The following is a 12563-nucleotide window of genomic DNA, read 5'->3' as shown; positions in this document are numbered from 1 at the left end:
GTGAGCAAATCCCTGCATATTGCGGTTCTGATGGGCGGATGGTCGGCCGAGCGCGACGTGTCGCTGATGAGCGGGACGGGCATTGCCGATGCGCTGGATAGCCTCGGCCACCGCGTGACCCGGGTCGATATGGATCGCGCCGTTGCGACACGGCTCGCCGAAATCAAACCCGATCTGGTATTCAACGCGCTGCACGGCACGCCGGGCGAAGACGGGACGGTGCAGGGGATGCTCGACCTGATGGGGCTTCGCTACACCCATTCGGGGCTCGTCACCTCGGTCATCGCGATCGACAAACAGCTTACCAAACAGACGCTGGTGCCGCTCGGCATTCCCATGCCCGGCGGACGGATGGTGAAGACCGCCGACCTGTTCGAACGCGATCCGCTGCCGCGCCCCTATGTCCTCAAACCCGTCAACGAAGGCTCTTCGGTCGGGGTGGCGATCGTGATGGAGGATAGCGATTTCGGCAATCCGATCGCGCACGATGCGAAGGGGCCATGGGGCGAATTCGACGAACTGCTTGCCGAGCCGTTTATCCGCGGGCGCGAACTGACCACCGCCGTGTTGGGCGACGAAGCGCTTGGGGTGACCGAATTGAAGCCCAAAAGCGGCTTTTATGATTATGACGCCAAATATACCGACGGGCTGACCGAACATGTCTGCCCCGCCGACATACCCGACGATATTGCCCAGGCGTGCGGTCGCATCGCCGTCGATGCGCATCGCGCGCTGGGATGCCGGGGCGTTTCGCGCGCCGATTTCCGCTGGGACGATGGGCAAGGGGCCGACGGCCTGTTCCTGCTTGAGGTAAACACCCAGCCGGGAATGACCCGGCTCAGCCTGGTTCCCGAACAGGCCCGCCATGTCGGGATGGGCTATGCCGATCTGGTGCAGCGCATCGTCGACGATGCGATGGCGGACAAGGAGGCGCGATGAGCAGCGCCGCTACCCGCCGCAAACCTGCGCAGCGCCGCGCGCCTGCCAATGCGAAGCGGCGGCGGCCCGCGCGCGCCAATCGCCCCTCGATCCTCGACCGTGCGGTGGCGGCGCTGCCGGTCAGCGAACACACGCTGCGCCGGGTCGTCGCCTGGACGATCCTTGCTGCGCTGGCAGCCGGGGCGCTGGTCGTATCGACCTGGTTCGGGCTGCCGCAGGCCGCTTATGCGGGCATTGCCGAAGGGGTCGGGCGCACCGGGCTTCGCGTCGGACAGATTGAGGTCAAGGGGCTGAAGCGCATGGACCGCATGTCGGTCTATGCGATGGCGCTCGACCAGCAATCGCGCGCGATGCCGCTGGTCGATCTGGAGGCGGTTCGCCAGCGGTTGCTTACCTATGGCTGGATCGCCGATGCCCGCGTGTCGCGCCGCCTTCCCGACACGCTGGTCATCGACATTGTCGAGCGTCAGCCCGCCGCCATCTGGCAGAATGAAGGCCAGCTGATGCTGATCGATGCCAAGGGCGTGTTGCTCGAACCGGTATCGCCGCAACACATGCCCGATCTGCCGCTGGTCATCGGCGACGGCGCGAACGAACAGGAGCCGGCGCTGCACCAGCTGATGGAAGCCGCGCCCGCGTTGAAGCCACTGGTGCGCGCCGCGACCTGGATCGGCAATCGCCGCTGGGACCTGATATTCACCAGCGGCGAACGGCTGCAGCTTCCCGAAGGAAAGGCGGAATCGGCGCGTGCACTCGCCAAATTCGCCGCGCTGGAAGGGACGCAGGGGCTTCTGGGCAAGGGCTATATCCGCCTTGACATGCGCGATCCTTCGCGGCTGGTCGTGCGGATGCCCGATGCCGATGACAAGGTGATCGACGGCGGCGCTTCCGCGCCGAAGGGAAACCAACCGGCCGTCGGCGGCACGGAAGCGTAAAGGGGAAAAGCGCATGGCACGGCAAGCGCCCGAAGGACTGATTACCGCGCTCGACATAGGATCGTCGAAGGTTTGCGCGCTGATCGCGCAAAAGGGCGATGGCGGCGAACTTGTCGTGTTGGGCACCGGCCAGCGCGAGAGCAGGGGGGTCAAGCGCGGCTATATCGCCGACATGGCGGCGACCGAACTCGCCGTGCGCGAAGCGGTGGAGCAGGCGGAAAAGATCGCCGGCTTCAATATCGAGGATGTGTGGGTAAGCTTTTCCGCGGGCGGGCTGATTTCCGACCTCGTAAAGCTGGAAATCGACCTTGGCGGGCACCGGGTCGACCAGTCCGACATCGACCATCTGTTAAAGACCGGGCGCGGGGCGATCGAACCCAATGGCCGCATGGTCCTGCATGCGCAGCCGACGCGCTACACCATCGATGGACTTGCGGGGGTGAAGACGCCGCTTGGCCTGCATGCCGACCGGCTGGGCGTGGAGATCCACGTGGTCGCGACCGAAGGATCGCCGGTCCGCAATCTCGACCTGTGCGTTCGTTCAGCGCATCTGGAGGTGCGCTCGATCGTCGCCGCGCCGCTTGCCACCGGCTATGCCTGCCTGTCGGACGAGGAGCGCGAACTGGGCGTCGCACTGGTCGAAATCGGCGCTGCCGTCACCAATGTTTCGGTGTTTTCGCAAGGGATGCTGACCGGGCTGGCCTCGATCCCAATGGGCGCGGCCGACATCACCGACGATATCGCCAGCGCGTTCGGTACTCGCCGCGCGCAGGCCGAACGGATGAAATGCTTTTACGGATCGGCCAATATGACGCCGCGCGACAATCACGACATGATCGATGTCGCGCCGGTGACGTCGGATGACGAAAGCGAGGGCGCGCGGATCACGCGGGCGCAACTGATCGCGGTCATCCGTCAGCGGCTCGACCGGCTGATGGGCGAGATACAGAAGGAGCTTCGCCGATTGAATTTCGAAGAACCGGTGGGGCGGCAGATCGTGCTGACCGGCGGCGGCGCGGAATTGAAGGGCATGGCCGATTATGCGCAGCAGGCGCTTGGCCGCACGGTGCGCATCGGCCGCCCGCGCGGGCTGAGCGCGCTTCCCGAAGCGCATGCCGGGCCGGGCTTTGCGACGCTGGCCGGACTTGCAATGTTTGCAGCGGCCGACCCGATTGATCTACGGGCGCTCGATCCGCAGAACCAGATGGTGGTGCGGCCGAGCGCCGGTGCGATGCTGCGGCGTCTATGGGCGGCGTTTCGGACGAATTATTAACGATTTGCGACGCGTCATCGCGATTGGGCTGGAACCTGAGGTCGCGATGATGCACAACAGACACGGATTCATGTGCTGCCCAAGGTATGGGTACACGGGGGAGACGACGAAATGAGTATCGAATTCCTTCCGCCGGAAGTGGACGAGCTGACGCCGAAGATCAGCGTCGTGGGCGTCGGCGGTGCGGGCGGAAACGCGATTGCGAACATGATGCGCGCCGAAGTGCAGGGCGTTGATTTCTTCGTCGCGAACACGGATGCGCAGGCGCTGAAACAGTCGACGGCGACCCATCGCATTCAGCTTGGCGCGAAGATTACGCAAGGGCTGGGCGCTGGATCGCGGCCCGAAATCGGCCGCGCCGCGGCGGAAGAGACGATCGAGGCGGTGCAGGAAGCGCTGCAGGGGTCGCATATGTGCTTCATTGCCGCCGGCATGGGCGGTGGCACTGGCACCGGCGCTGCCCCCGTCATCGCCAAGGCGGCGCGCGACATGGGCATCCTGACCGTCGGCGTGGTGACCAAGCCGTTCGCGTTCGAGGGCAAGCGCCGCGCCAAATCGGCCGATGAGGGGATTGAGGAACTGCACAAGTTCGTCGACACCCTGATCGTCATTCCCAACCAGAACCTGTTCCTCATCGCCAATGCGAACACGACCTTCAAGGAAGCGTTCGAAATGGCCGACGAAGTGCTGCAGCAGGGCGTGCGCGGCATCACCGACCTGATGGTCATGCCCGGCCTCATCAACCTCGACTTCGCCGATGTCCGTTCGGTGATGCAGGAAATGGGCAAGGCGATGATGGGCACGGGTGAGGCCGATGGCGACAGCCGCGCGATCGAAGCGGCGCAAAAGGCGATCGCGAACCCGTTGCTCGACGGGGTCAGCATGAAGGGAGCCAAGGGCGTTATCGTGTCGATCACCGGGGGCGAGGATATGCGCCTGCTCGAAGTCGACGAAGCGGCCAACCATATCCGCGAACTGGTCGATGAAGACGCCAACATCATCTGGGGTTCGGCCTTCAACACCGAACTCGACGGCAAAATCCGCGTCTCGGTCGTCGCTACCGGGATCGAGGAGGATGGCGAGGAAGGCGAGCGGCCTGCGATCCGCGAACAGCAGGTGCCGTCGCGCAGCTTCTCGTTCAACACGCCGCGCCGTTCGGAAGGCGGTTCGCCGGCGGCTCCGACGCCGACTCCCGCGCCGGAACCCGCTTCCGCTCCGACTGCCGCTCCCGAACCGGTCGCCACCTATGGCGACGAGGATGAGGATATGCTTGCCGCACCCGCGCCGCAGCGTTCCGAAAAGCCGGTCCGACCGGGGTTCAGCCTTACCGAACAGGCTGGCGCGGAAGCGTCTGCGGCAAAGGAGGAAACCCCTTCGGACGGCGATGACGACGAATTGCTGCTGGGTTCCGAAACGATCCTTCCGGGTGATGACGATGTGCAGGAAGGCGGCGCGCCGATGGGCAGTGCCGGGGAAGAGCCCGCGCCCGCCGCTCCGCAGGCTGCGCCCCCGCCGCGCCGCCGCTGGCTGACGCCGGGAATGGAGGACGAAGGCGAATCCGCGCCCAAGCCAGCACCGCCTGCGCCGCAGGGCGAACGCGAGCGTCCCAAGACCGGCGGCACGTTGTTCGAACGGATGTCGAGCGCGCGCAGCGCCGCGCGTGACGAAGAGGATGAGCAAGAGGGCAAGCGCCCGCTTGATATCCCCCGCTTCCTCCATCGCCAGAACAACCAGTAAACCAGGGCTGTCCCCGTGTGCCGTGCCGGTCGGTTGCCGGTACGGCCCGGGCCGCCGTATTTCCGCCCGGCGATCACATTGGGTTCAGGCGCGATTCGCTTTACACACGGCCAGACATGAAAATCCGAACTTCTGTTTGCGGCGCTTCGCTTGTGCTTGCGCTCCTCACGGGGGTTTCGTGGGGGAATGCGCGTGCGCAGGAAGTCGTGGCGGGGCCGACGCCCAATGCCGATAAGCTGGCCGACGATATGCGGGTGCTTGCGGCCCATCCTGACAATGTCGACGCGCTGATCTCCGCCGGGCGGTTGAACGTGAAGCTGGCCGATCCGGCGGCGGCACTGCAATTTTTCGAACGTGCCGAGAAACAGGCACCGAACGATCCACGCATCCCGGCGGGGCGCGCGTCCGCGCTGGTGGCGATGGAACGCCCCGGCGAAGCGCTGCGCCTGTTCAACCGCGCCGAAAAGGCGGGGTTGAACGTGGCGGATTTCGCCGCCGACCGCGGGCTTTCCTATGATCTTCTCGGTCACCCGACGCTCGCCCAGCGTGATTACCGGCTGGCGATCGCGAAGAACGGCAACAGCGATGAATTGACCCGGCGGCTGGCGTTGTCGCTGGGCATGTCGGGTGATGTCGACGCATCGAGCGAGCTGCTCGACCCGCTGCTTCGGCGGCAGGACAAGGCGGCGTGGCGCGCGCGCGCCTTCATTCTTGCGATGAACGGCGATACGGCGGGCGCGAACAAGATCGCATCGACGATGTTTCCCAATTTCGGACCAGATTTCGCGCCCTATTTTCGCGAACTTCCAATGCTTTCGCCAGCCGAGCGCGCGCATGCGGTGCATTTCGGACGGCTGAGCCTTGGCCCTGAACAGCTTGCCGATGCCAAACTCGCGCCTGCGCTTCCTGCGGAAACGACCGCGCTGGCACAGGCCGCGCCGAGCGTCGGGAAGCCGCCAAAGACGCGGAAGACGAAACGCTCCAAGACCACCCGCGTCCCGGTGCGCGAAGGACAGGATCCGTCGCCATCAATGTCGGCGTCCGCTTCCACACCAACGCCAACGCCAACGCCAATGCCGACCGATGCGCCTGCATCATCTCCGGTGCCTGCTCCGTCTTCCGTTCCCAAGGCAAATGCGGCTCCGCACCCCCCGGCGCAGCGAATGGCCGCCGCGACACCGACTGCCGTTCCGCCCCCCCGCACGGAGGACATGACTGCACGTCGGGCACCGGCGCGCGCCTCGCTCGCTCCGGCGGAAGCGCCGGGAAAGCAGGCACCGGTTCCCTCGTCGAAGCCGGTAACGGTTCACCAGCCCAGCGAGCGGCTTGCCTCAATCATGCGCAATATGAGCGTGCCGGGCAGCGAATTGGGCGTTACAGCGCCCGCGCGCACGTCCACCCCCGAACCATCATCGCAGGCCAGCGCCACGCCATCGCAAAGCGCGGCGAAAAAAGCGCCGGAGAAACCTCCGAAGCCAAAGGCGAAACCTGCGGCTGAAGCGAATCCGGCACGCCATTGGGTGCAGGTGGCGGGCGGCGCGAACGAGGATGCGCTGGCGCGCACCTATGCCAAACTCGCCGCCGATGCTCCCGATCTCTTCAAGGGCAGGCAGCCCTGGACGACGCCGCTGCGCGCCACCAACCGCATCCTTGTCGGCCCGTTCGACAGTACCGATTCCGCGCAGGATTTCGTCAACGCGCTCGCCAAAAAGGATATGTCCGGTTTCGTTTGGACCAGCGAGGCGGGACAGGCGATCGACAGGCTGAAGGTGAAATGAGCGCGCTTGAGCCCTGGGCCTGTGACCCGGAGCGCAGCCGCGGACGATTGCACGAGGAACAAAAAGAGACTCGTGGCCCGCGCGACGCGTTTCAGCGCGATCGCGACCGGATCATCCATTCGATCAGTTTTCGCCGTCTGCGTCACAAGACTCAGGTTTTCATGGCGCCCGATGGCGACCATTTCCGCGTCCGCCTGACCCATAGCCTCGAGGTGGCACAGATCGGCCGCACCATCGCGCGTGTGCTCGGCCTGAACGAAGACCTTACCGAAGCGCTCTGCCTCGCGCACGATATCGGTCATCCGCCGTTCGGCCATGCGGGCGAGGATGCGCTGAAAAAAGCGCTGAAGGGCCATGGCGGGTTCGATCACAACGGCCACACGCTTCGCCAGCTGACCTGGCTCGACAGCCCCTATCCGCGCTGGCGGGGTTTGAACCTGACATGGGAAACGCTCGAAGGACTGGCCAAGCATAACGGTCCGGTACGCCATCCCGGTTGGGCATTGCGACAGGCGGACGCTGCCTTTCCGCTCGATCTGGATCAGCACGCATCGCTCGAAGCGCAGGTCGCGGCGATCGCCGACGACATCGCCTATGACAATCACGATATCGATGACGGGCTTCGCGCCGGTCTGCTGACGCTCGAACAGATATTGGAGGTGCCGCTGGTCGCGCGCTGCTGGGACGCGGTGCGCCGTCGCCATAGCGACCTTCCCGAAAACCGGCTGCTGGGCGAACTCGTCCGTTCGCAGATCGGGACCATGGTCAACGATCTGATTGCCGAAACCCGCCGTCGGATCACCGAAAGCGGCGTGGCGGATGTGCGCGACGTGCGCGAGGCGGGTCGAACGCTGGGCAGTTTTTCGGATTCGATGCGAGAAGATGAGCGGCGGTTGAAGAAATTCATGTACGCCAACCTGTACCATCATCCGCTCCAGCTTGCGGCGGCGGACAGCGCGCACGACATCGTCGCCGGATTGTTCGATGCCTATTGCGCCGATCCGTCGCTGATGCCCGAAGGCTGGCCCGACCCGATGCCGCGGGACGAAACCGGCAAGGCCCGCCACATTGCCGATTTCATCGCCGGCATGACCGACCGCTACGCCATTCAGCGCTATCGCGAGGTGGTGGGAGAGCCTGGCTTGCCCGCTGCATTCTGATCCTTTCTTGCTGCATCGCGGCATTAGCCCTACCGCCCGCGCCATGACGCACGGCACGCACAGCATCGATCGCACCGGATTTTTCCAGGGGGCGGGCGCCTATCTGATGTGGGGGCTGCTGCCACTGTATTTCAAAGCGGTGATTGCGGTGCCCGCGGTGGAGGTGCTGGCCAATCGGATCTGCTGGGCGCTGGTGCTGCTGATCGCGATCACCGCCTTTACGGGGCGCATCGACCGGCTTCGCAGCGTGTTCGCGCACCCCCGCGCGGTCGCGATGCTGGCAGTCAGCGCAGTGCTGATCTGCGTCAACTGGCTGACCTATATCTGGGCGGTGCAGAACGCCCATGTGCTTGCCGCCAGCCTTGGCTATTTCCTCAATCCGCTCATCAATGTCCTGCTTGGCATGATGTTTCTGGGCGAACGGTTGAGCAGGGTGCAGAAAATGGCGGTGCTGCTCGCCGCCGCCGGCGTCGCGGTGCTGGCGGTTGAAGCCGCTGCGGGGCTGTGGATCAGCCTGACGCTCGCACTGTCGTTCGGCTTTTACGGGCTGGTTCGAAAGACCGCGCCCGCCGAATCGCTCGAAGGACTGACGGTGGAGGCGACATTGCTGCTGCCGGTCGCGGGCGGGTATCTGATCTGGCGGGCAAGCCATGGCGGCATCGCGCTGGGCAGTTCGCCGGGAATCACCATACTCCTGGTACTGCTGGGCGCGGTGACGGCGGCGCCGCTTCTGTTGTTCAACGCGGCGGCAAAGCGGCTTCGCTATGCAACGCTTGGGTTGCTCCAGTATCTGGCCCCCACGCTGCAATTCCTGCTAGCCGTGCTGGCGTTCGGGGAGGCAATGACGGGCGCGCATATCCTGTGCTTCACGCTGATCTGGATCGGGCTTGCCATCTATGCGGTCGACGGGGTTCGCAGCGCGCGGCGAATGCGACCCGCGCCGATCGAATGAAACGGGTGCTTTGCGGAACGCGCGCGCTGCGCTAACTGCCCCGCCATGACCGTTTATGCACGCTTTGCCGACTATCTGAGCCAGGCCCTCGACGCGCTGGTCGCCGCGGGTGACCTGCCGCCCGAACTGAACCGCGCCGCGATCACCGTGGAGCCGCCGCGCGACGCCGCGCACGGCGATCTTGCCACCAACGCGGCGATGGTGCTTGCCAAACCCGCCGGGACCAATCCGCGCGCGCTTGCCGAAAAGCTGGTCGAAAAGCTTTCGGCGATCGACGAGGTCGAACGTGCCGAGGTGGCGGGGCCGGGCTTCATCAACCTTTCGCTTGGCGACGACAGCTGGCGTGGCGAACTCACCTCCATTCACGATGCGGGCGATTGCTATGGCCGTTCGGCGATGGGGCAGGGCGTCACCGTCAACATCGAATATGTCTCGGCCAACCCGACGGGGCCAATGCATATGGGCCATTGCCGCGGTGCGGTGGTCGGCGATGCGCTGGCCAGCCTGCTCGAATTTGCGGGGCATCGGGTCATCCGCGAATATTATGTCAACGATGCCGGCGGGCAGGTCGACGTCCTCGCCCGTTCGGCGCATCTGCGCTATCGCGAGGCGCTGGGCGAACGCATCGAAATTCCCGAAGGCCTGTATCCCGGCGACTATCTGAAGCCGGTGGGGGCGAAACTCGCTGCCGAATATGGCGACAGATATGTGGGTGCAGACGAGGGCGAATGGCTGGCGCTGTTCCGCAAGGAAGCGGTTGGCGCAATGCTGGAGATGATCCGCGCCGATCTCGCGCTGCTCGGCATCCATCACGATATCTTCGCAAGCGAGGCGGCGCTTCAGGCGGCGGGCAAGCCGGAAGCCGCAGAAAAATGGCTGCGCGAGCACGACCTTGTCTATGATGGCGTTTTGGAAGCGCCAAAGGGCGAGACGCCCGAGGATTGGGAACCGGTCGAACTGCCGCTGTTCCGCTCGACGAAATTCGGCGACGATCAGGACCGCCCGATCCGCAAATCGAACGGCGCATGGACCTATTTCGGCGCCGACCTTGCCTATCATTTTCAAAAGAGCGAGAGCGCCGACCAGTTGATCGACATCTGGGGCGCCGACCATGCAGGCACGGTGAAGCGCATCGTCGCTGCGGTTGCCGCGCTGACCGGGGGCAAGACGCGTTTCGACGTGAAGCTGGTTCAGATGGTGCGCCTGTTGCGCGGCGGCGAACCGGTGAAGATGTCCAAACGATCGGGCAATTTCGTCACCCTGGCCGATGTGGTGAACGAAGTGGGCAAGGACGTGGTCCGCTTCACCATGCTGACGCGCAAGGCCGATGCGCAGATGGATTTCGATTTCGCGCGGGTGGTGGAAGCGTCGAAGGACAATCCCGTCTTCTACGTCAACTATGCCCATGCGCGAATCGCGTCGCTGAAACGGCGCGCGGCCGATGCGGGAATCGCGTGCGATTCGGTTGACCTGTCCCGGCTTGATACAGACGAACTGGCGCTGGTGAAGCGCGCGGCGCAGTTCCCCCGGCTGGTCGAGGGCGCGGCGCTTGCCCGCGAACCGCACCGTATTGCCTTTTATCTCTATGATCTGGCCGCCGATTTTCATGCGTTGTGGAATGTCGGCAACGACCGGCCGGGCCGCCGCTTCGTCGTGGCGGACGATTGTGCGCTGACCTGTGCGAGGCTTTATCTCGCGGACGCGATCGGTCAAATTATCCGTAACGGTTTTTCGATAATGGGGGTCGAAGCCGTCGAGGAGATGCACTGATGACCGAACCCGCCTCGGGTGAGTATCGCGACGACGACCGGCTTCCGTGGCTGGAAACGGTCGATGAGGATTATGCCGAGGAGCGCACCGGTTTCGGGCGGGCGGTGCTTTTCGTCCTGATCGGACTGGCGGTGATCGCCGCCGTGATCTTTGGCTGGTGGTGGTTTCAGCATCGCGGCGGCGCGGGCGGTTCGGGCGACCTGATCCGTGCCGAGCAGGGCGATTACAAGCAGAAGCCGGGCGACAGCGGCGGCATGAAGGTGGCGGGCGATGGCGATACGCGTTTCGTCACCAGCGATGGCGGCATTTCGAACGGATCGGTCGATGTCGCCGCCGTTCCCGAAGAGCCGGTGCGCGGCAACACCGCGCCCAAACAGGCCCCGGCGGCGGACAAGGGATCGGCGAAGGTCGTTTCAAAGGTTCCGGTAAAGGCCGACAGGGTCGCGGCCAAATCGGCGATGACGAACAAAAGCACCGTCGCGCCCGATGGTGGGGGCGGCGGCGCGGTGGTACAGCTCGGCTCCTTCCCGTCGAAATCGCGCGCGGACACCGCGTGGAAGCGGCTTTCCGATCGGTTCGGCTACCTCGCCCCGCTGGGTGAGGCGGTGCAAAAGGCGGAGGTCAACGGCAACACCGTCTATCGCCTGCGCGTCAATGCGGGCAGCGCGGGACAGGCGAAGGAATTGTGCGGCAAGCTGAAGGTCGCGGGCGAGGATTGCTATATCCCCTGATGTAGCGTGCGGGGCGGGGGCGATCAGACGAAGCCACGGGATGCACTTGCCCGCGCGATGCGCTAGCGCAGCATCATGAAGCCTGTCATCCACGCCCTTTCGGGGACCAGCCTGACCGCCGACGAACGCGCATTCTTCACCGAATGCGATCCGGCGGGTTATATCCTGTTCAAACGCAACGTCGAAACCCGCGATCAGCTTCGCGTGCTGACCGATTCGCTGCGTACCCTGTCGGGCCGCGCCGACCTTCCCATCCTGATCGATCAGGAGGGCGGCCGCGTCGCACGGATGCAGCCGCCCGAATGGCCGGCTTTCCCGGCCCCCGCGATGTTCGACCGGTTGTACGACGTAGCGCCGGTTTCCGCGATAGAGGCGGCGCGCGCCAATGCGCAGGCGCTCGGCATTATGCTCAGCGAAGTCGGGATCACCGTCGATGCGTTGCCGCTGCTCGACATCGTTCGCCCCGAAACCAGCAGCGTCATCGGCGACCGTGCGTTGGGCAGCGAACCGTTGCGCGTCGCGGCGCTGGGCCGCGCGGTGATCGACGGGCTTCGCCGGGGCGGGGTGGTCGGCATCGTCAAGCATATGCCCGGGCATGGCCTTGCAGGTGTCGACAGCCACAAGGAATTGCCCGTCGTCGATGCGGAGCCGGATGCGCTCCAAACCGACATTGCGCCCTTTGCCACGCTGAAGGACGCACCGATGGGGATGACGGCGCACGTCGTCTATAACGCGTGGGACGCGAAGCGCCCCGCGACGCTCTCCCCAACCGTCATCACCGAGATCATTCGCGGCAAGATCGGCTTTACCGGCCTGTTGATGAGTGACGATCTCGACATGAAGGCGCTTAGCGGCAGCGCGGGGGAGAAGGCGTCGGCGGCAGTTGCGGCGGGTTGTGACCTGGCGCTCGAATGCTGGGCGCGGATGGACGAAATGACGGATATCGCCAATGCGCTGGACGACATCACGCCGCAATCGCGCGCACGCCTCGACGCCGCGATGGCCACCATCTCAGACGGCCCCGAAGACGCAGACTTCGCCGACCTGATCGCCAAACGCGACGCGCTGCTCGCCGCCGGCTGACGCGCGGCGATCGATAACCTGTTTCGGGCCGAGAGAAGGGGCAGCAAGGGAACCGATCCCGTCCGGGCCGTCCTGATCGACGTTCCTTTCGGGAAAGCTCCAGCCCTCTCAACTACCCGTAGCTTGCAGCGATAGAATCTCACAGCATGTCGGCGGTATGTGGCAGGGTGGCATGTCGTAGAAGCAAAACACGGCTTCGCCGAAG

At 64.9% G+C, this 12563-nt stretch carries 10 protein-coding genes; all 10 read left to right on the top strand.

The features are described from left to right. The 10 genes from KY084_RS02360 (at position 1) to nagZ (ending at position 12358) form a co-directional block, all read left to right on the top strand. Positions 1-939: a D-alanine--D-alanine ligase gene (locus KY084_RS02360; protein WP_219236843.1), complete on the top strand. Its 939-nt coding sequence runs from the start codon at positions 1-3 to the stop codon at positions 937-939. Further along, positions 936-1874, top strand: coding sequence for a cell division protein FtsQ/DivIB (locus KY084_RS02355; protein ID WP_219236842.1), 939 nt, complete (start codon positions 936-938; stop codon positions 1872-1874). Before KY084_RS02360 ends, KY084_RS02355 begins: the two co-directional genes overlap by 4 nt. A 13-nt stretch (positions 1875-1887) precedes the next feature. Next, entirely contained in the window at positions 1888-3147 is a 1260-nt protein-coding gene (gene ftsA, locus KY084_RS02350; protein WP_219236841.1) for a cell division protein FtsA, read from the top strand. A gap of 111 nt (positions 3148-3258) precedes the next feature. Continuing rightward, a complete protein-coding gene (gene ftsZ, locus KY084_RS02345) occupies positions 3259-4884 on the top strand; it encodes a cell division protein FtsZ (RefSeq protein WP_219236840.1) in 1626 nt (541 codons plus the stop codon). Between the two features lie 152 nt (positions 4885-5036). After that, complete coding sequence (locus KY084_RS16655) at positions 5037-6662, top strand: SPOR domain-containing protein (RefSeq protein WP_219236839.1); 1626 nt, start codon at positions 5037-5039, stop codon at positions 6660-6662. Continuing rightward, on the top strand, positions 6659-7822 hold the full coding sequence (locus tag KY084_RS02335; RefSeq protein WP_219236838.1) for a deoxyguanosinetriphosphate triphosphohydrolase: 1164 nt from the start codon (positions 6659-6661) through the stop codon (positions 7820-7822). Before KY084_RS16655 ends, KY084_RS02335 begins: the two co-directional genes overlap by 4 nt. 43 nt (positions 7823-7865) lie before the next feature. After that, on the top strand, positions 7866-8774 hold the full coding sequence (rarD, locus tag KY084_RS02330; protein ID WP_219236837.1) for an EamA family transporter RarD: 909 nt from the start codon (positions 7866-7868) through the stop codon (positions 8772-8774). Positions 8775-8819: 45 nt separating this feature from the next. After that, a complete protein-coding gene (gene argS / locus KY084_RS02325; RefSeq protein ID WP_219236836.1) occupies positions 8820-10544 on the top strand; it encodes an arginine--tRNA ligase in 1725 nt (574 codons plus the stop codon). Next, a complete protein-coding gene (locus KY084_RS02320) occupies positions 10544-11275 on the top strand; it encodes an SPOR domain-containing protein (RefSeq protein ID WP_219236835.1) in 732 nt (243 codons plus the stop codon). The genes argS and KY084_RS02320 overlap by 1 nt, the downstream gene beginning before the upstream one ends. A 75-nt stretch (positions 11276-11350) precedes the next feature. Next, the gene (nagZ, locus tag KY084_RS02315; protein WP_219236834.1) at positions 11351-12358 is read left to right on the top strand and encodes a beta-N-acetylhexosaminidase; all 1008 of its coding nucleotides are present in this window, start codon (positions 11351-11353) and stop codon (positions 12356-12358) included. The last annotated feature ends 205 nt before the right edge of the window (positions 12359-12563 follow it).

This window comes from Stakelama flava, from assembly GCF_019351405.1.
GTDB lineage: Bacteria > Pseudomonadota > Alphaproteobacteria > Sphingomonadales > Sphingomonadaceae > Sphingomonas > Sphingomonas flava_A.
This window is presented reverse-complemented; position numbering and strand designations above follow the sequence as displayed.